This is a genomic window from Propionivibrio dicarboxylicus (genome assembly GCF_900099695.1).
Taxonomy (GTDB): Bacteria; Pseudomonadota; Gammaproteobacteria; order Burkholderiales; family Rhodocyclaceae; genus Propionivibrio; species Propionivibrio dicarboxylicus.
Genome location: NZ_FNCY01000009.1, coordinates 17,350 through 42,205 on the forward strand (window position 1 = coordinate 17,350; position 24,856 = coordinate 42,205).

26 protein-coding genes and 1 other RNA gene are annotated in these 24,856 nt (G+C 63.6%); 6 read left to right on the plus strand and 21 right to left on the minus strand.

Annotated elements, in window-relative coordinates; all coding sequences use genetic code 11:
* Nucleotides 1–133 precede the first annotated feature (133 nt).
* The 15 genes from ftsZ to mraZ all read right to left on the minus strand — a co-directional run bounded on the left by ftsZ (nucleotide 134) and on the right by mraZ (nucleotide 16,686).
* Entirely contained in the window at nucleotides 134–1,309 is a 1,176-nt protein-coding gene (gene ftsZ / locus BLR25_RS11545) for a cell division protein FtsZ (protein WP_091937751.1), read from the minus strand.
* A gap of 35 nt (nucleotides 1,310–1,344) precedes the next feature.
* A complete protein-coding gene (gene ftsA / locus BLR25_RS11550; protein ID WP_091937753.1) occupies nucleotides 1,345–2,574 on the minus strand; it encodes a cell division protein FtsA in 1,230 nt (409 codons plus the stop codon).
* Complete coding sequence (locus BLR25_RS11555) at nucleotides 2,571–3,332, minus strand: cell division protein FtsQ/DivIB (RefSeq protein WP_091937755.1); 762 nt, start codon at nucleotides 3,330–3,332, stop codon at nucleotides 2,571–2,573. The genes ftsA and BLR25_RS11555 overlap by 4 nt, the downstream gene beginning before the upstream one ends.
* Nucleotides 3,333–3,335: 3 nt before the next feature.
* A complete protein-coding gene (locus BLR25_RS11560; RefSeq protein ID WP_218122719.1) occupies nucleotides 3,336–4,244 on the minus strand; it encodes a D-alanine--D-alanine ligase in 909 nt (302 codons plus the stop codon).
* On the minus strand, nucleotides 4,244–5,632 hold the full coding sequence (gene murC, locus BLR25_RS11565; RefSeq protein WP_091937758.1) for a UDP-N-acetylmuramate--L-alanine ligase: 1,389 nt from the start codon (nucleotides 5,630–5,632) through the stop codon (nucleotides 4,244–4,246). Before murC ends, BLR25_RS11560 begins: the two co-directional genes overlap by 1 nt.
* Nucleotides 5,629–6,690 (minus strand): undecaprenyldiphospho-muramoylpentapeptide beta-N-acetylglucosaminyltransferase, encoded by a 1,062-nt coding sequence (murG, locus tag BLR25_RS11570; protein WP_091937760.1) that lies wholly within the window; start codon nucleotides 6,688–6,690, stop codon nucleotides 5,629–5,631. The genes murC and murG overlap by 4 nt, the downstream gene beginning before the upstream one ends.
* A 103-nt stretch (nucleotides 6,691–6,793) precedes the next feature.
* Entirely contained in the window at nucleotides 6,794–7,954 is a 1,161-nt protein-coding gene (gene ftsW, locus BLR25_RS11575; RefSeq protein ID WP_091937762.1) for a putative lipid II flippase FtsW, read from the minus strand.
* Complete coding sequence (murD, locus tag BLR25_RS11580; protein WP_091937764.1) at nucleotides 7,954–9,321, minus strand: UDP-N-acetylmuramoyl-L-alanine--D-glutamate ligase; 1,368 nt, start codon at nucleotides 9,319–9,321, stop codon at nucleotides 7,954–7,956. Before murD ends, ftsW begins: the two co-directional genes overlap by 1 nt.
* Before the next feature lies 1 nt (nucleotide 9,322).
* Entirely contained in the window at nucleotides 9,323–10,411 is a 1,089-nt protein-coding gene (gene mraY / locus BLR25_RS11585; protein ID WP_091937766.1) for a phospho-N-acetylmuramoyl-pentapeptide-transferase, read from the minus strand.
* Nucleotides 10,411–11,793 (minus strand): UDP-N-acetylmuramoyl-tripeptide--D-alanyl-D-alanine ligase, encoded by a 1,383-nt coding sequence (locus tag BLR25_RS11590; RefSeq protein ID WP_091938049.1) that lies wholly within the window; start codon nucleotides 11,791–11,793, stop codon nucleotides 10,411–10,413. Before BLR25_RS11590 ends, mraY begins: the two co-directional genes overlap by 1 nt.
* Nucleotides 11,794–11,795: 2 nt before the next feature.
* Nucleotides 11,796–13,289, minus strand: a complete 1,494-nt coding sequence (locus BLR25_RS11595; RefSeq protein WP_245715536.1) for a UDP-N-acetylmuramoyl-L-alanyl-D-glutamate--2,6-diaminopimelate ligase — start codon at nucleotides 13,287–13,289, stop codon at nucleotides 11,796–11,798.
* On the minus strand, nucleotides 13,286–15,031 hold the full coding sequence (locus tag BLR25_RS11600; RefSeq protein WP_091937770.1) for a peptidoglycan D,D-transpeptidase FtsI family protein: 1,746 nt from the start codon (nucleotides 15,029–15,031) through the stop codon (nucleotides 13,286–13,288). Before BLR25_RS11600 ends, BLR25_RS11595 begins: the two co-directional genes overlap by 4 nt.
* Nucleotides 15,028–15,303 (minus strand): cell division protein FtsL, encoded by a 276-nt coding sequence (ftsL, locus tag BLR25_RS11605; RefSeq protein ID WP_091937772.1) that lies wholly within the window; start codon nucleotides 15,301–15,303, stop codon nucleotides 15,028–15,030. Before ftsL ends, BLR25_RS11600 begins: the two co-directional genes overlap by 4 nt.
* 1 nt (nucleotide 15,304) lies before the next feature.
* Nucleotides 15,305–16,243 carry a 16S rRNA (cytosine(1402)-N(4))-methyltransferase RsmH gene (gene rsmH / locus BLR25_RS11610; protein ID WP_091937774.1) on the minus strand — a complete coding sequence of 313 codons (939 nt, stop codon included), beginning with the start codon at nucleotides 16,241–16,243 and terminating at the stop codon, nucleotides 15,305–15,307.
* Nucleotides 16,240–16,686, minus strand: a complete 447-nt coding sequence (gene mraZ, locus BLR25_RS11615; RefSeq protein ID WP_091937776.1) for a division/cell wall cluster transcriptional repressor MraZ — start codon at nucleotides 16,684–16,686, stop codon at nucleotides 16,240–16,242. The genes rsmH and mraZ overlap by 4 nt, the downstream gene beginning before the upstream one ends.
* A 316-nt stretch (nucleotides 16,687–17,002) precedes the next feature.
* Here mraZ and BLR25_RS11620 point away from each other — a divergent pair, with 316 nt between their 5' ends.
* Nucleotides 17,003–17,212 carry a hypothetical protein gene (locus BLR25_RS11620; protein ID WP_143009837.1) on the plus strand — a complete coding sequence of 70 codons (210 nt, stop codon included), beginning with the start codon at nucleotides 17,003–17,005 and terminating at the stop codon, nucleotides 17,210–17,212.
* A 90-nt stretch (nucleotides 17,213–17,302) separates the two neighbouring features.
* On the opposite strand, the gene rnpB is transcribed toward BLR25_RS11620, so the two are convergent.
* From rnpB to rsmI, 4 genes are all read right to left on the minus strand, one after another.
* Nucleotides 17,303–17,677, minus strand: an RNA gene (gene rnpB, locus BLR25_RS11625) — RNase P RNA component class A.
* 43 nt (nucleotides 17,678–17,720) lie between these two features.
* The gene (locus tag BLR25_RS11630; protein ID WP_091937780.1) at nucleotides 17,721–18,230 is read right to left on the minus strand and encodes a hypothetical protein; all 510 of its coding nucleotides are present in this window, start codon (nucleotides 18,228–18,230) and stop codon (nucleotides 17,721–17,723) included.
* A gap of 24 nt (nucleotides 18,231–18,254) precedes the next feature.
* On the minus strand, nucleotides 18,255–19,298 hold the full coding sequence (gene pyrC / locus BLR25_RS11635; protein WP_091937782.1) for a dihydroorotase: 1,044 nt from the start codon (nucleotides 19,296–19,298) through the stop codon (nucleotides 18,255–18,257).
* A 64-nt stretch (nucleotides 19,299–19,362) separates the two neighbouring features.
* Entirely contained in the window at nucleotides 19,363–20,238 is an 876-nt protein-coding gene (gene rsmI / locus BLR25_RS11640; protein ID WP_091937784.1) for a 16S rRNA (cytidine(1402)-2'-O)-methyltransferase, read from the minus strand.
* Nucleotides 20,239–20,251: 13 nt separating this feature from the next.
* Between rsmI and BLR25_RS11645 the strand changes: the two genes are divergently transcribed.
* From BLR25_RS11645 to BLR25_RS11665, 5 genes are read left to right on the plus strand one after another with little or no spacing between them, the layout of a single operon-like run.
* Nucleotides 20,252–20,614: a YraN family protein gene (locus tag BLR25_RS11645; RefSeq protein ID WP_091938052.1), complete on the plus strand. Its 363-nt coding sequence runs from the start codon at nucleotides 20,252–20,254 to the stop codon at nucleotides 20,612–20,614.
* Nucleotides 20,595–21,026 (plus strand): HIRAN domain-containing protein, encoded by a 432-nt coding sequence (locus BLR25_RS11650; protein ID WP_091937786.1) that lies wholly within the window; start codon nucleotides 20,595–20,597, stop codon nucleotides 21,024–21,026. Before BLR25_RS11645 ends, BLR25_RS11650 begins: the two co-directional genes overlap by 20 nt.
* A gap of 28 nt (nucleotides 21,027–21,054) precedes the next feature.
* Nucleotides 21,055–21,645, plus strand: a complete 591-nt coding sequence (locus tag BLR25_RS11655; protein WP_091937788.1) for a phosphoheptose isomerase — start codon at nucleotides 21,055–21,057, stop codon at nucleotides 21,643–21,645.
* Nucleotides 21,642–22,283, plus strand: a complete 642-nt coding sequence (locus tag BLR25_RS11660; protein WP_218122720.1) for a BON domain-containing protein — start codon at nucleotides 21,642–21,644, stop codon at nucleotides 22,281–22,283. Before BLR25_RS11655 ends, BLR25_RS11660 begins: the two co-directional genes overlap by 4 nt.
* A gap of 26 nt (nucleotides 22,284–22,309) precedes the next feature.
* Nucleotides 22,310–22,798: an adenylyltransferase/cytidyltransferase family protein gene (locus tag BLR25_RS11665; RefSeq protein ID WP_091937792.1), complete on the plus strand. Its 489-nt coding sequence runs from the start codon at nucleotides 22,310–22,312 to the stop codon at nucleotides 22,796–22,798.
* A gap of 42 nt (nucleotides 22,799–22,840) precedes the next feature.
* On the opposite strand, the gene BLR25_RS11670 is transcribed toward BLR25_RS11665, so the two are convergent.
* Nucleotides 22,841–23,818 carry an aldo/keto reductase gene (locus BLR25_RS11670; protein WP_245715547.1) on the minus strand — a complete coding sequence of 326 codons (978 nt, stop codon included), beginning with the start codon at nucleotides 23,816–23,818 and terminating at the stop codon, nucleotides 22,841–22,843.
* Between the two features lie 143 nt (nucleotides 23,819–23,961).
* The gene (locus BLR25_RS11675) at nucleotides 23,962–24,837 is read right to left on the minus strand and encodes an alpha/beta fold hydrolase (protein ID WP_091937796.1); all 876 of its coding nucleotides are present in this window, start codon (nucleotides 24,835–24,837) and stop codon (nucleotides 23,962–23,964) included.
* Between the last annotated feature and the right edge of the window lie 19 nt (nucleotides 24,838–24,856).

The window sequence follows — 24,856 nt, forward strand, 5'->3', positions numbered from 1 at the left end:
CCCTTTGAGGAGAGAGTGAGGTCTTGCTATGCGCTAGGCCGCGAGCGCAGGCGAGACAAGGCGCAGACCGCCGCCGCATAGCAGCGCTATGCAAGGCGGGATGCAACGCCGTATCGCCAAGCGCAGCCGGCCGTCAATCGGCTTGTTTGCGGAGGAAGGCCGGAATGTCATACCGATCCACCCCGCTGTTCGCCAGCGCCTCGACCGTCGTGCTGCGCCCCTTGCGTACGATCGCGGGCACGTCAAGCGAGCCATAATCGATCGCCGAGGACGAAGCCGCAAAAGCGCCATCCGTCCCGGTCGCCTGCACCACCGGCGTATCAACAATCGAGAAGCCCTGGCGACGGACCTGTGCCTGACCGAGGCCGGTGGCGACAACCGTGACGCGGATTTCCTCACCCATCGACTCGTCATAGACGGCGCCGAAGATGATATGCGCGTCCTCGGCGGCGAATTCGCGCACCGTGTTCATCACTTCGTTCACTTCCTTCATCTTCAGGCCGCGCGTCGAGGTGATATTGACGAGAACCCCCTTGGCACCCGACAGATTGATGCCTTCGAGGAGCGGCGAGGCCACCGCCTGCTCGGCGGCAATGCGGGCGCGATCGACGCCGGACGCATTGGCCGACCCCATCATCGCCATACCCATTTCACCCATGACCGTGCGCACGTCTTCGAAGTCGACGTTGACGAGGCCCGGGAAATTGATGATCTCGGCAATCCCGCCGACGGCGTTGCGCAGCACGTTGTCCGCCGCCTTGAACGCCTCTTCCATCGACACGTCGTCGCCAAGCACGTCCATCAACTTGTCATTGAGGATGACGATCAGGGAATCGACGTTCTTCTGCAGTTCGGCGATGCCGGCTTCGGCGATTTTCAGCCGCTTGCCCTCGAACATGAACGGCTTTGTCACGACGGCAACGGTCAAAATACCCATTTCACGCGCCACTTCCGCGACGATCGGCGCGGCACCGGTTCCCGTGCCACCGCCCATGCCGGCGGTGATGAAGACCATATGCGCACCCTTGAGCGACTCGGCGATCTGCTCGCGCTCTTCGTTGGCGGCCGTCCGCCCGGCTTCGGGCTTGGCACCGGCACCCAGACCGCTCTTGCCGAGCCGGACCTTGCGGTGCGCGACCGAGCGCTTGAGCGCCTGCGCATCCGTGTTGGCGGCAACGAAGTCGACGCCCATCACCCCTTCGCGGATCATGTGATCGACGGCATTGCCGCCTGCTCCCCCGACGCCGATCACCTTGATCACCGTCCCCGAATCGCTTGCCGCTTCTTCTCTGTCGATGATTTCAAACATGACGCTCTCCTCTACAAAAAACCGTTAAGAATTGATTAGAAATTTTTCTCGAACCACGACTTCATGCGCCCGAACACCTGCTTGACGTCGCGCGTCTCGCGTACCTTGAGGCCCCGCTTGCGCTGCGCCTGGGCCTCCATGAGCAAGCCGCAAGCCGTGGCAAAACGCGGGTTCTGCACGACATCGGCCAGCGCACCGTTGTATTTCGGGATGCCGAGACGGACCGGCATGTGGAAGACTTCCTCGCCCAACTCGATCATTCCCGGCATCACCGAGGAGCCGCCGGTCAGGACGATGCCGGACGACAACACTTCCTCGAAACCGGAGCGACGCAACTCGGCCTGGATCAGTTCGAAGAGTTCCTCGACGCGCGGCTGGATCACATCGGCCAGGGCACGACGCGACAGGCGGCGCGACGGACGATCGTCGACACCGGCGACATCGAGCACGTCCTCGGGATCGGCGAGATCCGACAACGCACAACCGAACTTCCGCTTGATTTCCTCGGCCTCGCGCGTCGGCGTGCGCAGTGCCATGGCAATGTCATTAGTAATCTGATCGCCGGCAATCGGAATCACCGACGTGTGGCGAATCGCGCCCTGCGTCCAGATGGCAAGATCGGTCGTCCCGCCGCCGATATCGATGAGGCAGACGCCGAGATCCTTTTCGTCCTCGGAGAGCACGGCATAACTCGACGCCAGCGGCTGCAGCACCAGGTCGTTAACTTCCAGACCGCAGCGCCGCACGCACTTGACGATATTCTGCGCCGCCGAGACCGCACCGGTGACGATATGCACTTTCACTTCCAGGCGGAATCCGCTCATGCCGATCGGCTCGCGGATGCCGTCCTGGTCGTCGATGATGAATTCCTGCGTCAGGATGTGGAGAATCTCCTGGTCCGCCGGAATCGGCATCGCCCGCGCCGTCTCGACGACCCGATCGACATCCATCGGCGTGACTTCCTTGTCCTTGATCGCCACCATGCCATTCGAATTGAAGCTGCGAATGTGGCTGCCGGCGATGCCGGTATAGACGTCCTTGACCTTGCAGTCGGCCATCAACTCGACCTCCTGCATGACGCGCGAGATGGTCGCCACCGTTTCCTCGATGTTGACCACTACGCCTTTCTTGAGACCGCGGGAATCCTGAGAGCCCATGCCGACGATGTTGAGCCGGCCTTCAGGGGTGATCTCCGCGACGAGAGCAACGACCTTGGTCGTGCCGATGTCGAGTCCGACGATGAGTTCTTTGCTATCCCTACTCATTGTTTCCCTTTACTCTCTGAAAGCGGCGCCGCGGGGACGTTGACGCGCAACGCAAACCCGTTCGGATACCGCATATCGACGACACTCGGGCGCTGACGCGCGGCGGTCAGCACACTCGGGTAATACTCGACGAAACGCTCGATGCGCTGGCGAATCGGCGCCTTCGCCTGCTGCCGGCCCAACTCGACGAGCATGCCGTCGTCCAAGCGAATCTGCAGTGCCTGGCGCGCCGAAACGTTGAGCACCTTGGGCCAGCGGCCGACCGGCTTCATGATCGATTCGGCCAGCCGAAAGTAGCCGAGCATCTCCGGCGCCATGCCCGGCGGCCCGACCAGAAGCGGCATCGGCGTCGCCGGCGGCACCGTCATCACCGCCGAGAAGACCTCGCCATGCGTGTTGACCAACTGTCCCGTCGCCTGCCCCCAGAAGGCCACAGGCTCGTGCTCCTCGATCGTCACCTCGAGGCGTCCGGGCCATTGGCGCCGCACCTCGGCCTGCCGCACCCACGGCAGCTCCTCTAGCGCCTGCCGCACGCCTTCCAGGCTGACGCTGAAGAAATTCCCCCGTAGCCGTCCGGCCAGCGAGCGCTCGACCTCGTTGCGCCGCACTTCGCGCAACTCGCTCTGGAAAACCACTTCCCTGAGCGGGAACCATGGCATGCGCGCTCCCCAGACGACGGCAGACACCAGCAACGACGCCGCACCGGCGACCCACAAGAGGTCGGAGACGGCGATCATCAGTTGCGGTTTGTTCCACATCGATCATCCCAGCGTCGCGTGTTCGAGCACGCGCAGCACCAGCGCGTCGTAAGAAATCCCGGCCACCCGTGCCGCCATCGGCACCAAGGAGTGATCGGTCATGCCCGGCGAGGTATTCACCTCAAGGAAATACGCCTTGCCGGCCTCATCCATCAGAAAATCGACACGCCCCCAACCGCGGCAGCCGAGCGCCCGGAAGGCCTCGAGTGCCTGCGCGCGCAACTCGGCTTCGCGCGCTTCGGGCAATCCGCAGGGGCAGAGATATTTCGTGTCGTCGCGCAGATACTTCGCTTCGTAATCGTAGAAATCGGTGGCCGGCACGATCCGGATGATCGGCAGCGCTTCGTCGCCAAGAATGGCAACGGTATATTCGCCACCAAGAATGCCCTGCTCGGCGATCACCAGCCGGTCATGCGTCACCGCCTCGCCGAAGGCTGCCGCCAACGCGCCCGGCTCACGCACCTTGCTGACGCCGATCGACGATCCCTCGCTCGCCGGCTTGACGAAGAGCGGCAAGCCGAGACGCCGTTCGACCGCGGCGAAATCGCTCGATGCATCGAGCATGACGAAATCGGGGACCGGCAAACCGACCGCCTGCCACAGCAGCTTCGTCCGCCACTTATCCATGCCGACCGCCGAGGCCATGACACCGCTGCCGGTGTAGGGAATACCCATCAACTCGAGCGCCCCCTGGATCGTTCCGTCTTCGCCACCGCGCCCATGCAGCATGACAAATACACGATCGAAGCCGGCCAGCTCACCGAGCGAGCGCTCGGCCGGGTCGAATGCCTGCGCATCGACGCCTTGCCGTTGCAGCGCCGCCAACACGCCGGCACCACTCTTCAAAGACACTTCCCGCTCGGCCGAAACGCCGCCCAGCAGGACCGCCACTTTTCCAAATTCCGCCATCATCAACCTTTGACCAATTTCCCGGGGACTGCACCGATCGAGCCGGCCCCCATCGTAATCACCACATCGCCATCACGCGCCACGTCGAGAATCACCGCCGGCATATCGGCGATCTCCTCGACGAACACCGGCTCGACCCTACCTGCGACACGCAATGCGCGTGCCAGGGAACGCCCATCGGCGGCAACAATCGGCGCTTCACCCGCGGCATAGACGTTGCCTAAGACAAGTGCATCGACGCTGCTCAGCACGGCGACGAAATCCTCGAAACAATCGCGAGTCCGCGTATAGCGATGCGGCTGAAATGCCAACAGCAAGCGACGGCCGGGAAAGGCGCCGCGTGCTGCTGCGATCGTCGCCCGCATCTCGGCCGGGTGATGACCATAATCGTCGATCAGCGTGAACTGACCGCCCGACGGCAACGCGATCTCGCCATAGCGCTGGAAGCGCCGCCCGACCCCCTTGAACTCCGCCAGCGCCTTCATGATCGCGGCATCGCTGACACCGACTTCGGTCGCCACGGCGATTGCCGCCAACGCGTTGAGCACGTTGTGCATGCCCGGCAGATTGAGCGTCACCGGAAAACGGCTGATGCTGCCATTGACGCGCACGCAATCGAATTTCATCTGGCCGTCCTGCGCGACGATGTTTTCCGCTCGCACGTTGGCCGACTCGGCGAGACCGTAGCTGACGATCTGCTTCGATACCTGCGGCATGATTTCGCGCACGTTCGGGTCGTCGGCGCACAATACGGCAACGCCATAAAACGGGAGGCGCTGCAGGAAATCGACGAACGTCTGCTTGAGCCGACCGAAGTCGTGCCCGTAGGTTTCCATGTGATCGGCATCGATGTTGGTAACGATCGAGATCACCGGCGACAGATACAGGAAGGACGCATCCGACTCGTCCGCCTCGGCCACCAGAAAATCGCCCGATCCGAGCCGAGCATTGGCGCCGGCGGCATTCAGCCGCCCACCAATGACAAATGTCGGGTCCATGCCGCCTTCGGCCAGAATCGACGCCACCAGACTCGTCGTCGTCGTCTTGCCGTGAGTACCCGCCACCGCGATGCCCTGCTTGAGCCGCATCAATTCGGCCAGCATCTGCGCACGCGGCACCACCGGCACCTTGCGCGCGCGCGCGCCCTGAACTTCCGGGTTGTCCTCGCGCACTGCCGTCGACACCACGACGGCATCGGCATCGATCACGTTCTCGGCCGCATGACCGACGGCGATGCGAATACCGAGCCCGGCGAGACGGCGCGTCGTCGGATTATCAGCAAGATCGGAGCCGCTCACGCCGAAACCGAGATTGCATAGCACCTCGGCAATCCCGCTCATGCCGGAGCCACCGATGCCGACGAAATGGATGTTCTTGACTTTGTGTTTCATTTCACCAGTTCCTCACATGCGCTCGCCACCGCCTCGACCGCTTCCGGTTTGGCCAGGGACCGCGCTTTCTCTGCCATCTGCAGCAGCTGCCCGCGCGTGTAGTTGCGGAGCAGACTGACCGATTCCGGCGTCAATTCCGATTGCGGCAACAACACCGCGCCGCCAACCCGCGCCAGGAATTTGGCATTGGCCGTCTGATGGTCATCGACGGCATGCGGGAAGGGAACGAGAATGCTGGCAACGCCCGCTGCCGCCAATTCGGCGACCGTCAGCGCGCCGGCACGGCACAGCACCAGGTCCGCCCAGGCATATGCTCCTGCCATGTCTTCGATAAAGGCAACGCAATCGGCATGGACACCGGCAGCCGCATAATTCGCTTTCAACTCATCGATGTGGCGCGCACCGGCCTGATGGACGACGAGCGGCCGCTCGGATTCCGCGATCAGGCTCAGCCCCTGCGGCACGATCTCGTTGATCGCTGCCGCACCGAGGCTGCCGCCAAGCACGAGCAGGCGAAGCTGCGCCGGGCGCCCGGCGAAACGCTCGGCCGGCGGCGGCAGCGCGGCGATGTCGGCGCGCACCGGATTGCCGACCCACTCGCCTTGGCGCAAGGCATCGGGAAAACCGCAGACAACACGGCTCGCAACCTTGGCGAGAACGCGGTTGGCAAGCCCAGCGATCGAATTCTGCTCATGCACAACTAGCGGACAACCGGCCAATACCGCCATCATGCCGCCCGGAAAACTGATGTAGCCGCCCATGCCGAGAACCACGTCGGGTCGCACGCGCCGAATCTGCTTCCATGCCTGGAGAAAGCCCGACAGCAGGTTGAGCGGCAGCAGCAGCTTGCGCACCAACCCCTTGCCGCGCAGCGCACCGAACTTGAGCCAGGCCATTTCGTAACCACGCGAAGGCACGAGCTTGCCTTCCATGGCATCGGGATTACCCATCCAGACGACATGCCAGCCGCGATCTCGCAGCGCATCGGCAACGGCAAGCCCGGGGAACACGTGACCACCGGTACCACCCGCCATGACAAGGAGCGTCTTCTTTTTCATAGCTTCGCCCCTCGCATAAGCTGCCGATTTTGGCTACGGCATAACACCGGCTTCGCCGGGTTAGCCTGCGCCGAAATCGTCAATTGATAAGCCGCGTGTTCGCTCATAACTTCGCTCCACGCATCAATTGCCGATTTTCCCAATCCACGCGCAGCAGGATGGCGAGCGCGACGCAGTTGGCAAGAATGCCTGATCCGCCGAAACTCATCAGCGGCAAGGTCAAGCCCTTGGTCGGCAACAGCCCCATGTTGACGCCCATGTTGATGAACCCCTGAACGCCGATCCAGATGCCGACCCCTTGCGCGACCAGCGCCGGATACAATCGATCGAGCGCGACAGCCTGGCGACCGATGATGAAAGCGCGCTGAACGAGCAGTCCGAACAGGGCGATGACAACGACCACACCGGCGAAACCAAGTTCTTCGGCAATCACCGCCAACAGGAAATCGGTATGCGCTTCGGGTAAGTAGAAGAGCTTTTCGACGCTGGCGCCGAGACCGACGCCCAGCAATTCGCCGCGGCCGAACGCGATCAGGGCGTGCGACAGTTGATAACCTCGCCCGAAGGCATCGGACCAGGGATCCATGAAGCCGAAGATACGGTCGCGTCGATACGGCGAGACGATGATCAGCACCGTAAACGCCACCATCAACAAGACGATCAGGACGGCGAACAGACGCGCCCGCATGCCGCCGAGGAACAGGATGCCAATGGCAATCGAGATGATGACGACGAAGGCGCCGAAGTCCGGCTCCTTGAGCAGCAGCACGCCAACAATGAACATCGCCGCGGCCATCGGCAGGAACGCCTTCTTGAGATCATGCATGTGCGGCATCTTGCGCACCGTGTAGTCGGCGGCATAGAGGACGGCAAACAGCTTCATCAACTCGGACGGCTGCAGGTTGACAAGGCCGAGCGACAACCAGCGCCGGGCGCCATTGACGTCGCGCCCGATACCCGGCACCAACACCAGCGCCAGCAGGACGAATCCGGCGACGAACAACCACGGCGCCAATTTTTCCCAGACTTTCAACGGAACCTGGAAAGCCATCCCGGCACCGATCAGCCCGATGGCCAGGAAAAAGCCATGACGAACGAGAAAATAGGCGGGATGATTCCCGGTATGCCGTCCCGCCTCGGCGATCGCGATCGAAGCCGAATACACCATCACCATGCCCAGCAAAAGCAGAAACAGCCCGCTCCAGAGCAGGGCCAGATCGACTTCGGCGGGTTCGCGGCGCGGCGTATCGAAGGACGGAACCATCAGTCGCCCCCACCGGCAAGTTCGCGCACAGCGGCGATGAAAACTTCGGCGCGATGGGCATAGTTACGGAACATGTCGAAGCTGGCGCAGGCCGGCGACAACAGCACGGCATCGCCGGCTTTCGCCTGCTCGGCACACCAGCGCACGGCCGCATCCATATCGGCGCAGACCTGTGTCGGCAGACCGCAGCCATCGATCGCCCGACCGATCAGTCCGGCATCGCGCCCGATCAGTGCCACCGCACGTCCGTGCATCGCCAGCGCCGCACGCAGCGGCGTGAAATCCTGGTCCTTGCCTTCGCCACCGAGAATGATCGCCACCTTGCGGCCCAAGCCCTGCAGCGCGGCGAGCGTGGCGCCGACATTCGTCCCCTTGGAATCGTCGAAATAGGTGACACCGGCTATGTCGGCCACCTTCTCGACGCGATGCGCCAATCCGGAGAAACGCATCAGCCCATCGAACAGGCTGTGCGGCGCAACACCGACGCCCTCGCACAGCGCCAGCGCCGCCATGACATTGGCGGCATTATGCAAACCGGAAATCGGCAGCACCGCGATCTTGACAAGGCGCTCGGCGCCCCGCGCGATCCAGCCGCCGTCGATGCCGTAATCATTATTCCGGCTCGGACGATCGAGGCCAAAGGAAACGCAGCGCTCGCCGGCATCCGCCCAGCTTGCGACCACGGCGTCGTCGCGATTGAGGACGCGGACCTGCGCGCCGGCGAACACACGCGCCTTCGCGGCGGCATAGCCGGCCATGTCGCCATGACGATCGAGATGATCCTCGCTAACATTGAGCACCGTCGCCGCATCGGCGGCCAGCGACTGTGTCGTTTCGAGCTGGAAGCTCGACAGCTCGACAACCCATACCTTCGGCATGGCGCCCGAATCCTGTGCCGCCATCAGCGCATCGAGCGCCGACGGAGAAATGTTGCCGCACGCCACCGCCGTCATGCCGATGGAATTGAGCAGATGCGCTGTCAGCGCGGTCGTCGTGGTTTTTCCGTTGCTGCCAGTGATGGCGATAAGGCGCGAAGCCGACGCGTGTCGACGCACGCCCCAGACGAACAATTCGATTTCGGAGACGAGCGGTACGCCGCGCGCCAATGCCGCCTGCACGGCGGGCGTCTCGACCGGCACGCCCGGAGAAATCGCCATCAGATCGATGCCGGCAAACGCGCTGTCGGGAAAACCGCCGCAGACGAGTTCAGCGGCCGGCAGCGAGGCCTTCAAGGCGGCTGCGTTCGGCGGCGCCTGGCGGCTATCGACGACGCGTACAGAGGCTCCTTCGCGCGCCAGCCAGCGCGCCATCGCCAGCCCGCTTTCGCCGAGCCCGATGACCAGAACCTGTTTGCCTTGCACGTTCATCTTAACGAATCTTCAGCGTTGAGAGGCCGACCAGCACCAGCATGATGGTGATGATCCAGAAACGGACGACGACCTGCGTTTCCTTCCAGCCGCCCAATTCGAAGTGGTGATGCAGTGGCGCCATGCGGAAGATCCGCTTGCCGCCGGTGAATTTGAAGTACAGCACCTGCGCCGCCACGGACAGGGTTTCGGCAACGAAGACGCCGCCCATGATGGCCAACACGATTTCCTGGCGGACGATCACGGCGACGGTACCGAGCGCACCGCCCAAGGCCAACGCGCCGACATCGCCCATGAACACTTCCGCCGGATAGGCGTTGAACCAGAGAAATCCGAGTCCGGCACCGACCATCGCGCCGAGGAACACGGTCAACTCGCCGGCGCCAGGAATGTAGGGCAGGATGAGGTAGCGGGCGAAGACGGCATTGCCGGCGACATAGGCAAAAATCGACAGCGCCCCGGCGACCAGCACCGTCGGCATGATCGCCAGCCCATCGAGACCATCGGTCAGGTTGACGGCGTTGCTGGTACCGACAATGACGAGATAGCTCAGGACGATGAAGCCGATGACGCCGACCGGGTAGGAAACGGTCTTGAAGAAAGGAACGATCAGTTGCATCTGCGCCGGCACCGTCGCCGTCATACCGAGATACACGGCAACCGCCAGGCCGATCACCGATTGCCAGAAATATTTCCAGCGGCTCGCCAGCCCTTTCGGATCGCGATAGACCACTTTTTTCCAGTCGTCATACCAGCCGACGGCGCCGAAGCCGATCGTCACAATCAGCAGCACCCAGACGTAGCGGTTCGAGAGATCACCCCACAGCAGCGTCGTCATCCCGATCGCAATCAGGATCAACGCGCCGCCCATGGTCGGCGTTCCGGATTTCACGAGATGCGTCTGCGGGCCGTCGGTACGCACCGCCTGACCGATCTTCTTGGCCGTCAGCCAGCGAATCACCGCCGGACCGGCGGCGAAGGAAATCAGCAGCGCCGTCATTGCCGCAAGCACCGCGCGCAGCGTGATGTAGTTGAAGACGTTGAACGCGCGCACATCCTGCGCCAGCCATTGTGTCAGGATCAGTATCATCAGTGGCTCTCCCCGGCCTTGGTTTCGCCGTCGGCAAGTACCGCATCGACCACGCGCTCCATGCGCATGAAACGGGAGCCCTTGATCAGCACCGTCGTCTCCGGCGTCATCTCGGACGACAGCCGGGCCGCCAGATCCTCGACGCTCTTGAAGTGCTCGCCGCCCTGCCCGAAGTTATAGGCCGCCACGGCACTCGACTCGCCGAGCGCAAACAATCGGTCAATGCCCTGGCTCTTGGCATACCCGCCGATTTCGTCATGAAACTGCCCGGTCATGTCGCCGATTTCGCCCATGTCGCCAAGCACCAGAATTTTCCGACCGATCGTCGCGGCAAGGACATCGATCCCCGCCCGCACCGAATCGGGATTCGCGTTGTACGTATCATCGAGCAGCGTCGCGCCATGAACGCCGACGCAGCGTTGCAAACGCCCCTTGACGCCGGCAAAGCGTTCCAAGCCCTCGCGCACCGCGGCCAGCGGCACACCGGCGGCCAAGCCTGTCGCCGCCGCTGCCAACGCGTTGCGCGCGTTATGCGCACCGGGTATTGCGAGACGGATGCGGATTTCCTCGCCTTGCGCGGAAATCGTCACCAGCGTTTCAAGGCCATGCGTTTGGCAATGACCGCTCACCGGCGCCTGTCCATCGAGCGAGAAATCCATGACGCGATGGCCGGCGGCTTGCGATCGCCACACCCCGGCCCAGCGGTCGTCGGCGTTGATGACAGCGACACCTTGCGCCGACAACGCGCCATAGACCGCGCCTTTTTCGGCCGCAATCGTCTCGACCGTGCCCATGCCGGCCAAGTGCGCGCGCTGGGCGTTGGTGACGATCGCCACGTCGGGCCGCACGATCGCGGCGAGACTGGCGATCTCGCCCGGATGGTTCATGCCCATCTCGATCACGGCGGCGCGATGATCGTCGCGCAAACGCAGCAGCGTCAGCGGCAGGCCGATGTCATTGTTCAGATTACCCGCCGTCGCCAGCACATGGTCGCCGTAAGCGGCGCACAGGATGGCGCCGATCATTTCCTTGGTCGTCGTCTTGCCGTTACTGCCAGTTACCGCGACCACCGGAATCGAGAAACGGGCGCGCCAGGCGGCGGCCAGTGCCGCCAGCGCCAGGCGGGTATCGGCCACGACGATCAGCGGCAGACCGAGCGACACGAGTTCGTCACGTCCGGCGCGATCGACAACGGCCGCGGCGCAACCGGCATCGCGCACGGCGGCGACAAATTGGTGCCCGTCAAAACGATCGCCGCGCAGCGCGACGAACAACTCGCCAGCGCGAATCGTGCGGCTGTCGGTCGACACCCCCTCGATCATGGCATCGGCGCCGATCAACTCGCCCGCCATGGCCTGCGCCGCCTGATGCAAGCTCATCATGCTCATGCGCGATTCTCCTTGCGCGTCACCAAGGCGGCTCGCGCTTCGTCTACATCGGAAAACGGCCGGCGCACGCCAGCGATTTCCTGATAGGGTTCATGTCCTTTGCCGGCGAGCAGGATCACCTCGCCCGGTTGCGCCGCCAGCACGGTGCGCCGGATCGCTTCACCGCGATCAACGATGACCTCGGCCATCGGCGCGCCGACGCGGATTTCCTCGAGAATCGCTTCCGGTTTCTCGCTGCGCGGATTGTCGCTGGTCAGCACGACACGGTCGGCCAACCGCACGGCGATCTCGCCCATCAGCGGCCGCTTGCCGCGATCGCGATCGCCACCGCAACCGAATATCACGGTCAGACGCGCGCCGCGGGTGTCCGCCAGGCCGCGCAAGGCATTCAGCGCGTTTTCGAGCGCGTCCGGCGTGTGTGCGTAATCGACGGCGATCAGCGGCTCGTTGTCACCACCGACTTTCTCCAGCCGTCCCGGCGGCGGCGTCAGCCCGGCCAAGCGCTCCGCCACGGCGGAAGGCGTCAGACCGGCATCGATCAGCACGGCCGCCACCGCCAACAGATTGGAAATGTTGTAGCGCCCCAGCAATCCGGTGTCGACCACCGCACGCCCGGCGGGTGTACACAGACGGAAGCGCATGCCGATCAGTGTCTCTTCGACCTGCTCGGCCCGAATCATGCCCGCCCCCTCTTCGCCCACACCGGACTGCGAATAGCACAAGACTTTCGCTGCCGTCGTGCGCTGCGCCAGTTCGCGACCGAAGGGATCGTCGACATTGATGACAGCCAACCGCAACTGCGGCCAGCGGAACAAACGTTCCTTCGCCGCCGCGTAATCCGCCATCGACCCGTGGTAATCGAGATGGTCGCGCGTCAGATTCGTGAACACGGCCGTATCGACCCGAACGGCATCCAGCCGCCCTTCCTCGATGCCAATCGAACTGGCTTCGAGCGCGCACGCCTGGCCGGCATCATCGATAAAGCGCCGCAACCAGCGATTCAAGGTCGTCGCTTCCGGCGTCGTGAAGCCGGTTTCGACCAGTTGCCCGGAGAATCCCGCGCCCAGCGTACCGATCATCGCGCAACGACGTGGATGCACGCGCCCGAGCCACTGGCTGATCGTCGTCTTGCCGTTGGTGCCGGTAATGGCGATCAATGACAGCCGCTCGCTCGGCCGCCCGAACACCGCATGGGCCAAAGGACCGCACAACGAACGCAAATCGTCGGCGGCCAGTTGCGCAACGCGCCACGCAGGATTCCATTCGAATTCGCCGCCGGGTTGCCACACCACGCCGACGGCCCCGCGAGCGACGGCATCGGCGATATAGCGCCGACCGTCGGCGAGATCGCCCGGATAGGCAACGAAGAGGTCACCGGCCTCGATCTGCCGGCTGTCGTCGGCGACCCCGGTCGGCATTACGCCAATCGCGGCAAACCGCTGCAGAAGTTCGGCAGCGCGCTGGGCGGGGGTCTTCATTTCTTCACTCACAATGCCTCCTTGCGCGCCGCATGGCTTTCCGCCATCCGTACCGGCGCATCGGGCGGCACGCCAAGCGTGCGCAGCGCGCCGCTCATGACCGTCGCAAAAATCGGCCCGGCCACGTCGCCACCGTAGTGCGCCGCGCCACCGGGTTCATCGATCATCACCGCAACCACCAGACGCGGATCGGACGCCGGCGCAAAGCCAACGAAGGACGCCACATATTTCTTCACGTACTGCCCGCCTTCGATCTTGTAGGCCGTGCCGGTCTTGCCGGCAACGCGATAGCCGGGGATCTGCGCCCGTGGCGCCGTCCCGCCCGGTTGCACCGCCAACTCGAGCATCGCCCGGACTTCGCGGGCGGTTTGCTGGCTGAATACAGGCGTCGCGCCGATCGGATCACCGTCGACGCGCGTCAGACTCAAGGGAATGATGTCGCCTTCGCGCGCAAAAACCGTGTAGGCCCGCGCCAACTGGATCAGGGACACCGACAGGCCGTGCCCGTATGACATCGTCGCCTGCTCGATCGGCCGCCAGGATTTCCACGGACGCAGACGTCCGCCGACCTCGCCGGGGAAGCCGAGGTGCGGCGGCTGACCCAGCCCGACCGCATCGAACATTTCCCACATCTGCTGCGGCTGCAAGGTCGCCGCGATCTTCGCCGTGCCGACGTTCGAGGATTTCTGGATGACCTGCGCCACCGTCAAGGCGCCGTGCGGATGCGCATCCGAAATCGTCGCCGTGCCAATGGTCAGCTTGCCGGGCGCGCAGTTGATGACGGTGTCGAAACGCACCTTGCCGGCTTCGAGCGCCAGCGCGATCGTGAAGGGCTTGAGCACCGAGCCCGGTTCATAGGTATCGGTCAGCGCCCGGTTGCGCAATTGCGCCCCGGTCAGGCGCTCGCGGTTATTCGGGTTGTAGGTCGGCCAATTGACGAGCGCCAGCACCTCTCCGCTCTTCGCGTCGAGCACGACGGCACCACCGGCCTTGGCCTTGTGATCCGACACCGCCTGCTTGAGATGACTGTAGGCGAGATACTGGATCTTCGAATCCAGCGCGAGACGAATGTCCTTGCCGTCCTGCGGCGGACGGATCGAACCGACGTCTTCGACGATCTGCCCGCGCCGATCCTTGATCACGCTGCGGCTGCCGGGATGACCCAGCAACTGGGGCTGGAACGCCAGCTCGACGCCTTCCAGACCCTTGTCATCGACGCCGGTGAAGCCAACCACATGCGCCGTCATTTCGCCGGTCGGATAATAGCGACGATATTCCTTGTCCAGACCGACGCCGGGCAGCTTGAGCGCGGCGATGCGATCACCGATCTCGGGCGGCAATTGGCGCTTGAGGAAAACGAAACTCTTGTCGCTGGCCAGGCGTCGCGCCAATTCCTTGGCATCCATCTCAAGCAATGCCGCCAACTGTTGCGTCTGTTGCGGCGTCAGTCGCGCCTCGGCCGGCAAGGCCCAGACCGACTTCATCGGCGTCGAAATCGCCAACACGTCTCCGTTGCGGTCTGCAATGCGTCCGCGCGACGCCGAAATCTCGAGTTCCCGCTTATAGCGCGATTCGCCCTTTTCCTGCAGGAACTCGTTGTTCAACACCTGCAGATAGAACGAACGACCTATCAGCAGCGCAAAGCCGCCGACAATCAACAGTCCCATCAGGCGCGAACGCCAGGCCGGCAGACGCAGCTTGAGCACCGGACTCTCGGCGAACTTGTGCGCGCGCGCGCCCTTGAAATTCATCATCGCGCGGCTCCTTCAGGCGCCACGTTGATGACCTTGCCGGTTTCCGGCACGCGCATTTTCAAGCGCTCACGGGCAATCTTCTCGATCCGCGGCGAGGTCGCCCAGGTCGACAGTTCCAACTGCAATTGACCGAACTCGACCTCGAGCTGCCGCGACCGTTCCTGCTCGGCCTCAAGCCCCTGGAACAATTTGCGCGCCTTGTGTTGCGACGTCACTGCGCCGAGCGCGCAGAAAACGGCAATCAAGAGCAGCAGCATATTGACGCGGATCATCTCAGGCCGCCTCCGCCAAACGCTCGGCGACGCGCATCACCGCACTACGAGCACGCGGATTGGCGGCAATCTCCTCTGCCGACGGCTTGACCACCTTGCCGACCAGCCGCAGGGGCGGCGACGGCAAGTCAACCGAACGCAAAGGCAAATGCTTCGGCAAGGTATCGGCGAGCGCGTGCGAGCGCATGAAGCGCTTGACGATACGATCCTCGAGCGAGTGGAAGCTGATCACCACCAGCCTCCCCCCGGGGGCCAAAACATTCATCGCCTGTGGCAGGGCTAGAGCAAGCTGCTCGAGCTCTTGATTGACGTGAATCCGTAGAGCTTGAAAGGTGCGCGTCGCCGGATCCTGGCCGGGCTCACGGGTCCGCACGGCCTCGCGTACAAGCGCGGCGAGTTCGCCGGTGGTTGCAATAGGCCGCTCGCTCCGAGTAGCCACAATCTTCTTTGCAATCTGGAAAGCAAACCGTTCTTCGCCATAATTTCTAATGACCTCCGTAATATCCCTGATTCCGGCCTCTGCCAGGAACGAAGCCGCCGTTTCGCCCCGCGTGGTATCCATGCGCATGTCCAGCGGCGCATCAAAACGAAAACTGAATCCCCGTGCGCCGTCGTCGATCTGCGGCGAAGAAACGCCGACATCGAGCAGCACACCATCCACCTTGTCGATCCCGAATTGCGCCAGCGCTTCGGCGAGATCGCCGAACCAGCGGTGCGCGACGAGCAGCCGACGGTCGTCGATGGCGCGCGCCACCTCCACGGCCTGCGGATCTCGATCGAGCGCCAGCAAGCGCCCGGCTGGACCAAGACGCGCAAGAATCGCGCGACTGTGCCCGCCGCGACCGAAGGTCCCGTCGACGTAAGTGCCGGAGGGCTTGATTCCCAGCGATTCCACCGCTTCCTGCAATAAAACCGTCTGATGGAGCGAGCCAAGGCTCACAGCGCCAGCCCCTCAAGGTCCGGCGGCAGCAGTTGGTCGCCCATGCCGGTAAATATCTCCAGTTGCTTCTGCCAGTTCGCATCCGACCAGATTTCGAAATGGCTGCCCTGACCGACGAGCCAGACCTGCTTCTCGAGCAAGGCGAACTGCCGCAACTCCGGAGCGACGAGCAAGCGACCGACCGAATCGACGCTCTCTTCGCGGGCATTACCGACCAGCAGGCGCTTGATCGCCGCCGACTGGGGATTGAGGCTCGACGCCGCCAACACCTTGTCGCGAATCGGCAACCAGGCGGCTTCGGGATAGAGCAACAGACAACGATGCGGATGCGCGGTCAGCACCAACTGCCCAGCCGACGCCGCGACGAGCGCTTCGCGGTGGCGCGCCGGTATGGCGAGCCGCCCTTTGGCATCGAGACTCAGCGCTGTCGCACCCTGAAACATCCAAACCGCTCCCTTCGTTGACTCCGCGGGGAAACCAATTTCCCCACTTTTCACCACTTTCACCCACTTTAAGGCAAAGATTACGCCAACGCAAGCGTTTTCTGGCCACTTTTCCCAATCCGTACAATGACTTAGCCGACAATGCGGAGAAAAATTTTAAAAATTTTTCCCTTAAAAAACAACACGGAAAAAATACAACTTAAAGTTGTTTATCACGATCGGGATTGACTCCGCCGCAAAACCCTGCGCACGACCGCCGTTGTATTCCAGCTACAATCGCAGCAGCGTTTCGTTCTATGAATTTGGAATTGCAGCCATGACATCCGACAACAGCCATCGGTCAGAAAACAAGGGCGCCGCCCTGCCGGTACTGCATCGCTATATTGGTTGCGAAGCCTGCGGCAAACGCATGCTTGTCGACATCGAGGCAGGCGCCCACGCACACTGCTGCCCGGTTTGTGGCGTCAGCTTCGTCACCGACTACACCGCGGCGGGACTCTCGGTCCGCTTTGACGCACACCCGTAAGCAAGCATTTCAACAGGGGTTGCGCCTCACGCCGATTGATGGCGCAAGGAGGCGGCCGGAAACCAGCCGATCAAGTCACTGACAGAAGAATTGGGAAGCCGGTCGATAAGCCGGGTTCTGTCGTGGGCAACCATTCCTCTAGGCGACCCGTTGCCGAGCCGCTCAAGCAGCCTACCCGGAAGCGACGCGAGCCACGCCGAATGCTTCCCTATTTGGCCTTGCTTCGGATGGGGTTTGCCGTGCCGTCCGTGTTACCACGTCCGCGGTGAGCTCTTACCTCGCCGTTTCACCCTTGCCTGTGCCCGCAGTTGCCTGCATGAGCCATCGGCGGTCTGTTCTCTGTTGCACTTTCCGTCGCCTTTGCCTTGCGGCGTATAGCGCCCGGCCGTTAGCCGGCATCCTGCTCTATGAAGCCCGGACTTTCCTCCCCGTGCCGAAGCACGCAGCGGTTGCCTGACCGACTTCCCGGGCGAATTATACCGCCTCGACACGCTGCCGAGGCGGGATCTCAGTTCTTCGGCGTGCCGGGAGTGTCGCCGACGGCAGGTGCCACGGCCGGCGGGGCCTCGCTGGACGGGGCCACGGGGGGTGCGGGCGGCGCCGGCGGGGCCTTCGGCGCCGGCGTAAACACCAATGCACCACCGCGCATTTCGAACGCCCCGACCAGATCGCCCAAACCTTCGTCCGGCGCCTTGTCGAGCTTGGCGAAGCCTTGGCAGGTGCGCGTCTCGGTCACATACATCCGACCGCCCTGACGGATAATCCAGGCGTCATTGCCCGGCGAAAACACCTCGGTCTTCACCTCAAGGCCCGCATCGGGCATGGCGTGCTTGCGCATGCAATCGGGCATGCGTGCCGCCACCAGCGCATACTGCGCGGTCTTTTCCCACGGAAAGCGGGTGATTCGGATCAGGCTGAGCGAATGCGCGCCCCCGGTGATCTCGAACGTCGCCCGCTGGTCCGAACAACCTGCCAACAGGGACAAGGCCAGCAGAGGAAACAGGCGAAAAACACGCACGATAATTCTCCCAATAAGTTGCGCTTAATCAACCAACTTCCAAGCCACCGTCTCACCCGCCCGCAGCGGCACCAGACGCTCGCCATCAGCATAGGGCAGATCGGCCGGCAATGGCCACGACACGCGTTCGAGCGTGCGTGTTCCGGCATTTCTGGGCAGACGATAAAAATCCGGGCCATTGAAGCTGGCAAAGGCCTCAAGCCGGTCGAGCGCACCGGCCGCATCAAAGGCCTCGGCGTAGAGTTCCAGTGCCGCCAGCGCGGTATAACACCCGGCGCAGCCGCAGGCGGCCTCCTTGGTGTGACGCGCATGCGGCGCCGAATCGGTCCCCAGGAAGAATCGGGGATTGCCCGAAGTCGCCGCCCGAACCAGCGCCTGGCGATGCGTCTCGCGCTTGAGCACCGGCAAGCAGTAGTAATGCGGACGCACCCCACCGGTAAAGATGGCGTTGCGGTTGTACAGAAGGTGATGCGCCGTGATCGTTGCCGCGACGTTGTCACCCGCCGACGCGACATAGGCGGCCGCGTCTGCCGTCGTGATGTGCTCGAAAACGACGCGCAAGCCAGGATGGCGCCGCAACAGAGGCTGCAGCACCGTCTCGATGAAGACGTTCTCGCGGTCGAAAATATCGATCGCCGGATCGGTCACTTCGCCATGGACCAACAGCGGCATGCCGCAGCGCGCCATCTCGGCGAGCGCGGCGTCGCACTTGGCGAGATCGGTCACCCCGGCGTCCGAGTTGGTCGTCGCACCGGCCGGATATAGCTTCACCGCCTTGACCACACCGCTCTCGAAAGCCCGCCGGATTTCGTCGGCCGGCGTATTGTCGGTCAAATACAGCGTCATCAGCGGCTCGAAGCGGCTGCCGGCGGGAAGCGTGGCGAGAATGCGCTGACGGTAGGCCAGCGCGGCGTCGAGCGTGGTCACCGGCGGACGCAGGTTCGGCATGATGATGGCACGGGCGAACTGCCGCGCCGAATGAGGCAGGACCGCCGCCAGCGCGGCGCCGTCGCGCAGATGAAGATGCCAGTCGTCCGGACAGGTCAGCGTGATTCGATTGGGCGCCATGATCTTGTCTTGAAATGGGGATGCAGCCATTCTAGCAAAGGCAACGCCGCGCCGTCGCCATCGTTCAGCCCAAAGCGTCCGGCGCTTCCGCCGCCTCGGCCACGGCGCGCAGTTCCAATGCGCGTGCGTACAGGGCATTCTTCGGCGCCCCGGTGATGACATGGGCAAGCCGCGCCGCCTGTTTGACCGGCAGACCGTCGGCAAGCAGCAGGCCAAGCACTCGTTCGCCGTCGCCGGCATCCTTGTCAGGCTCGGCGCCGGAGACGATCAGGACGAATTCGCCGCGTTGCCGGTTGGCGTCGGCATTCAACCAATCGACGGCCTCGCCGAGCGGACAGACATGAATCGTCTCGAACAACTTGGTCAGTTCGCGCGCAACGACCAGCGTGCGCGAGGCCCCAAGAACCGCTGCCAGCGACGCCACCATCTCGACGATCCGGTGCGGCGCCTCATAAAACACCAGCGCACACGGCAGATCGGCAAGTTCGCGCAACGCCTCCTCGCGTTGCCGTGTCTTGGCCGGCAGGAATCCGTAGAACAGGAAATGCGGCGACAGCAAACCCGACGCCGACAAGGCGGTGATGGCCGCACACGGCCCCGGCAGCGGCACGACGCGAAAACCGGCGGCACGCACGCGGGCGACGAGTCGCGCGCCTGGGTCGGAAATCGCCGGGGTGCCGGCATCGGAGACAAGCGCCACCGACTCGCCGGCCTCAAGGCGCGCAATGATCTGCCCAGCGGCCGCTTCCTCGTTGTGTTCATGCGTCGCCAGCAACCGCGCCGACACGCCGAAATGTTTGAGCAACGGCGCACTGTGCCGCGTATCCTCGGCCGCCACCCAGTCGACTTGCCGCAACACCTCGATGGCGCGCTGTGTCATATCTGACAGGTTTCCGAGCGGGGTCGGTACGACATACAATGCGGCGGCTTCTTGCGTCATGGCGGAGACTTCGATGAGGGACGACAACGATACCACGACCGCCCGCGGAAAACGCGCCGAGGATCAGGCGGCACGCTTCCTCGAACGACGAGGACTGACGGTGTGGCGCCGCAATTACCGCTGCCCCGGTGGCGAGATCGACCTCGTCTGCCATGACGGCAAGACCTTGGTATTTGTCGAGGTCCGCCAGCGCCGCGATCGCCGCTTCGGCGGCGCCGCTGCCAGCATCACGACGACGAAGCGGGAACGGATCGTGCGCGCCGCCCACCACTTCCTCGTCGCCGAAAGAAAAACCGGGAGCGATTGCCGGATCGACTGCGTCCTGATCGACGGCGACGAAACGACCTGGCTCCAAGATGCGATCTCCGCTGATTAGGCGCCTTCGCCTCGCGCTGCTGGCGGCGCTGACCACACCGGCAATCGCAGCCGATGCCATCCGGATTCTGGTGCAACGCTCGCCGCTGGCCGGCAGCCAGTACTATACCGCGCCCCAACGCTGGCGCGAACTTCAAGCCGGTGACCGTCTCGAACTCGTGCGCGAAGCCGACAACCGCCACGACCGCAATGCCGTTCGCATCGACTGGCGTGCGCAAACGCTGGGCTATGTGCCACGCGCCGAAAACCGTTCCGTCGCGCGCGCCCTCGACGCCGGCGAACGACTCGTCGCACGCATCGCCGCCTTGCGCGAGGACCCCGACCCGTGGCGTCGGATCGAGTTCGAGATTTTCGTCGTTCTCGGAAACGATCCGGCACTCAAAGGAAGCAAGCCGGGAGAAATGTTAGACTAGCGCCTTCGTTATTTGCCGCCACCACACCATGGATCTGATTTCACGTATCGGGCAGCACTTCGCCGACAGTGCCCAAACCAAGCTCGACGCCGTCGAATTGCTCTCGCCCCTGATTGCTCAGGCCGCCGAAACGATGGTCGCGAGCCTTGTTGGCAACGGCAAGGTATTGGCCTGCGGCAACGGCGGTTCGGCCGCCGACGCCCAGCACTTCGCCGCCGAACTTGTCGGCCGTTTCGAAGTCGAGCGTCAGGGCCTCGCCGCTATCGCACTGACCACCGACACTTCGATCATGACCGCCGTCGGCAACGACTACGGCTACAACACCATCTTCGAGCGCCAGGTCCGCGCGCTCGGCCAGAGCGGCGACGTACTGCTGGCGATCTCGACCTCGGGCAATTCGCCGAGCATCATCGAGGCGATCAACGCCGCACACGAGAACGACCTGCGCGTCGTCGCACTGACCGGCAAGGGCGGCGGAAAAATGGGTGCGATGTTGCGCGACGGCGACATCCACCTCTGCGTCCCCTCTTCCCGCACCGCACGCATTCAGGAGGTCCACCTGCTGACCATCCACTGCCTCTGCGATGCCATCGATTGTCTGCTTTTGGGAGTTGAATGATGAACAAGCGTCTGATTGCCGCCCTCCTGCTCGGCGCCACACTGCTGCCCACCCTGCAGGGCTGCCTCCCGCTGGTCGCCACCGGCGCCACGGTCGGTGTTCTGGCCGCCGTCGACCGCCGTTCGGTCGGCACGCAAACCGAAGATGAGTCGATCGAATGGAAAGCCTCGGCGCGCATTCGCGACAATCTCGGCGACCGCGCCCACGTCAACGTCACCAGCTACAACCGCAAGGTCCTGTTGACCGGCGAAACCTTCACCGAAGAAGCCAAGGCCGAGGTCGACCGCCTTGTCCGCGACGTCCCTAACGTCCACGGCACCTACAATGAACTGGTGGTGGCGCCGTCCTCGTCGTTCACCGCGCGCAGCAATGACGCCTTCATCACCTCGAAGATCAAGAGCCGCTCGGTCGATAACGGCAAGTTCAATCCGGTGCACGTGAAGGTCGTCACCGAGGCCGGCGTCGCCTTCCTGCTCGGCACGGTCACCCAGGCCGAGGCCGACGCGGCCCTGCACGTCGCCGCGACCACCGCCGGCGTCAAGAAGGTGGTCAATCTGCTCGAGATCATCAGCGTCGCGCGCGCCCGCGAAATCGATGCCGCGCCGGCCAATGCCAAGCCTGGCAACGAGCCTCGCTGACCCGCCGCCCGATGAGTGCAGATACGATGGATCACCCGACCCCTGCCTTTGAAACCAAGATCGTGGCACCGCAGGATCTGCCCGCCCGGCTGGCGCAGTTGCCGCGTCCGCTGGTGTTCACCAACGGCTGCTTCGACATCCTGCATCGTGGCCACGTCACCCTGCTCGGGCAAGCCCGCGCGCTGGGTGCGTCGATGATCGTCGCGCTCAACACCGACGCATCGGTGCGCCGCCTGGGCAAAGGCGATGACCGCCCGGTCAACGCGCTCGCCGACCGCCTCGCCGTCATGGCGGCTCTCGAATGCGTCTCGCTGGTAACCTGGTTCGACGAGGACACGCCGATCGAGCGCATCCTCGACTGCCGCCCAGACATCCTCGTCAAGGGCGGTGACTGGCCGGTCGAAAAGATCGTCGGCAACACCGAGGTCGCCGGCTGGGGCGGAAAAACGGTATCGATCCCGTTCATCCACCAGAAGTCGACGACCGCCCTGCTCGAGAAGATCCGCAAGCTCTAACCATGAGGCGACCGCGCGGTCGCCTCATTTCCCTTCAGTCCCTCAGGCAATCGCCTCGACATCGGCGCGCATCGTCGCGATGTCGGCAGCATCGAGAACGATATCGCCGCCCTTGGCGTTGTCTTCGATCTGGTGCAGTTTGCGGGCGCCGCACAGGACACTGACGTTACTGCCGTTGCCTTGCGCCGCCGTCCAGCCGATCACCAGCTGGGTCATCGAACAGCCGTATTTCTTGCACAACGGCGCCCAGCGTTCCGACAAGGCCGCGATCTTGCTCAGGTTCTCGGGCTGGAACCATTTGATCCGACTGCGCGCCAGCCCCATTTCGACCTGCGTCGCCGCCGTGATCTTGCCAGTCAGGATGCCGCGCTCAAGCGGCGAATACGCCTGGAACGTGACGCCGTGCGTCCCGCAGAGCCCCATGAGCCGGTCACCGACGCCGCGGTCGAGCATGCTGAATTTTTCCTGGATGAGATCAAGCTGGCCGGCCGCCACGTACTCCATGAACTGCGCGTCGCTGAGGTTGGACGCGCCGATCGCGCGGATCTTGCCCTGCCGCTTGAGTTCGCCCAGATAACCCATGGTATCGGCAATCGGGCACGGAAACTCCGGCAATTCCTGCCAATGCACGATGTAGATGTCGATGTAATCAGTCTTCAGGCGACGCAGGCTGGCCTCGACTTCCTGCGCCAGACTTTCCGGACGCGAGTTGCGCACGATGCGCACGCCATCGCGCTCCATCATGAAGGCGCCTTCGCCAATATCCCAGCGCAGACCACACTTCGTCGACAACACATAATCGCCGCGACGCCCCGTCAAGGCTTTGCCGACAACCTCCTCGCTGTGCCCCAAGCCGTAGGCCGGCGCGGTATCAAGCAAAGTGACGCCGAGATCGCGGGCGCGATGGATCGTGCGCACCGACTCGGCATCGTCGCTCGCGCCCCACATGCTGTCGCCACCGATCGCCCAGGCGCCGATCCCGACCACCGACGCTTCAATGCCCGACTTCCCGATTTTCATGCTGCGCACGTTATGCTCCTTGACTGGCCAAAACGTTGATTATGCGCCACCCGATCGGCATTGAGTAGTCTATGCGCACGACATGATATCGGCGGCCTCTTTCGCCAAGCGCGGCGTGCTGCTCAGATCACTGAAACAAGCGTTCAGTCCCGGGCGAGAAAGCCCTCGATCGCGCGCGCCACCTGCTCCGGCTGGTCATGCTGGACGTTGTGACCGGCATCGTCGATGGCGACGACGCGGACGTCGCGAAAACACGCAACGCGCCGGGCGAATTCGGGCGGATCGTTGCCAAAACGCAAATTGGCATAGCCATGACTGGCGATCGCCAACAACACCGGCGCCTCGATCCGTTGCCAGCAGGCCAGGTTATCCTCGGCGTGATAGACCATCGGTGAGGGCACGCGATGCCAAGGGTCGCAGTTCAACTCGACCGACCCATCGTCGCGGAAGCGGCAGAGATGCTGTGAAAGGAAGGCGGCACGCGTCTCGGAAAGGCGCGGATTCATTTCGATGAAGCGTCGTGCGAAGGCTTCGCAATGCGGGTAGGCGCCGCCGCTCGGCGTGCGCGCCAGATGTCGCAGCCAACGACCGATCAGCGTCGGCGAGTCCTCGTCGGGCGCCGGCTTCAGCCCGAGAAAATCGAGCATGACGAGTTGCGCCACGCGCTTCGGACACGCACCGGCGTAGATCCCGGCGATGTTGGCGCCCATGCTGTGACCGACCAGGCGCGCCGGCCGCCCCGGCGAATAATGCGCCAGGATCTCATGCAGGTCGGCGTAGTAATCGGGAAACCAGTAGGGACGTGACAACCACTCGGAATCGCCGTAACCGCGCCAGTCGGGCGCGATGATGTGCCAATCCTGGGCCAGCGCATCGACGACGAACTGAAAGGTCGGCGAGGCATCCATCCAGCCGTGCAGAAAGAACACGACGGGACTGCCTTCCGCGCCCCAGTGACGGATGTTGTAGCGCAGGCCACGAATGGTGATGCGCTCACTGCGGGAGATGCGGTGCTTCATGCAGATATCAATCGACCGT

Excerpts from the sequence above, each read along its gene's own strand:
- ftsZ (WP_091937751.1), bottom strand. The coding sequence starts at position 1,309 with ATGTTTGAAATCATCGACAGAGAAGAAGCGGCAAGCGATTCGGGGACG.
- ftsA (WP_091937753.1), bottom strand. The coding sequence starts at position 2,574 with ATGAGTAGGGATAGCAAAGAACTCATCGTCGGACTCGACATCGGCACG.
- BLR25_RS11555 (WP_091937755.1), bottom strand. The coding sequence starts at position 3,332 with ATGTGGAACAAACCGCAACTGATGATCGCCGTCTCCGACCTCTTGTGG.
- BLR25_RS11560 (WP_218122719.1), bottom strand. The coding sequence starts at position 4,244 with ATGATGGCGGAATTTGGAAAAGTGGCGGTCCTGCTGGGCGGCGTTTCG.
- murC (WP_091937758.1), bottom strand. The coding sequence starts at position 5,632 with ATGAAACACAAAGTCAAGAACATCCATTTCGTCGGCATCGGTGGCTCC.
- murG (WP_091937760.1), bottom strand. The coding sequence starts at position 6,690 with ATGAAAAAGAAGACGCTCCTTGTCATGGCGGGTGGTACCGGTGGTCAC.
- ftsW (WP_091937762.1), bottom strand. The coding sequence starts at position 7,954 with ATGGTTCCGTCCTTCGATACGCCGCGCCGCGAACCCGCCGAAGTCGAT.
- murD (WP_091937764.1), bottom strand. The coding sequence starts at position 9,321 with ATGAACGTGCAAGGCAAACAGGTTCTGGTCATCGGGCTCGGCGAAAGC.
- mraY (WP_091937766.1), bottom strand. The coding sequence starts at position 10,411 with ATGATACTGATCCTGACACAATGGCTGGCGCAGGATGTGCGCGCGTTC.
- BLR25_RS11590 (WP_091938049.1), bottom strand. The coding sequence starts at position 11,793 with ATGATGAGCTTGCATCAGGCGGCGCAGGCCATGGCGGGCGAGTTGATC.
- BLR25_RS11600 (WP_091937770.1), bottom strand. The coding sequence starts at position 15,031 with ATGATGAATTTCAAGGGCGCGCGCGCGCACAAGTTCGCCGAGAGTCCG.
- ftsL (WP_091937772.1), bottom strand. The coding sequence starts at position 15,303 with ATGATCCGCGTCAATATGCTGCTGCTCTTGATTGCCGTTTTCTGCGCG.
- mraZ (WP_091937776.1), bottom strand. The coding sequence starts at position 16,686 with ATGTTTCAGGGTGCGACAGCGCTGAGTCTCGATGCCAAAGGGCGGCTC.
- BLR25_RS11620 (WP_143009837.1), top strand. The coding sequence starts at position 17,003 with ATGACATCCGACAACAGCCATCGGTCAGAAAACAAGGGCGCCGCCCTG.
- pyrC (WP_091937782.1), bottom strand. The coding sequence starts at position 19,298 with ATGGCGCCCAATCGAATCACGCTGACCTGTCCGGACGACTGGCATCTT.
- rsmI (WP_091937784.1), bottom strand. The coding sequence starts at position 20,238 with ATGACGCAAGAAGCCGCCGCATTGTATGTCGTACCGACCCCGCTCGGA.
- BLR25_RS11645 (WP_091938052.1), top strand. The coding sequence starts at position 20,252 with ATGAGGGACGACAACGATACCACGACCGCCCGCGGAAAACGCGCCGAG.
- BLR25_RS11650 (WP_091937786.1), top strand. The coding sequence starts at position 20,595 with ATGCGATCTCCGCTGATTAGGCGCCTTCGCCTCGCGCTGCTGGCGGCG.
- BLR25_RS11655 (WP_091937788.1), top strand. The coding sequence starts at position 21,055 with ATGGATCTGATTTCACGTATCGGGCAGCACTTCGCCGACAGTGCCCAA.
- BLR25_RS11660 (WP_218122720.1), top strand. The coding sequence starts at position 21,642 with ATGATGAACAAGCGTCTGATTGCCGCCCTCCTGCTCGGCGCCACACTG.
- BLR25_RS11665 (WP_091937792.1), top strand. The coding sequence starts at position 22,310 with ATGGATCACCCGACCCCTGCCTTTGAAACCAAGATCGTGGCACCGCAG.
- BLR25_RS11670 (WP_245715547.1), bottom strand. The coding sequence starts at position 23,818 with ATGAAAATCGGGAAGTCGGGCATTGAAGCGTCGGTGGTCGGGATCGGC.
- BLR25_RS11675 (WP_091937796.1), bottom strand. The coding sequence starts at position 24,837 with ATGAAGCACCGCATCTCCCGCAGTGAGCGCATCACCATTCGTGGCCTG.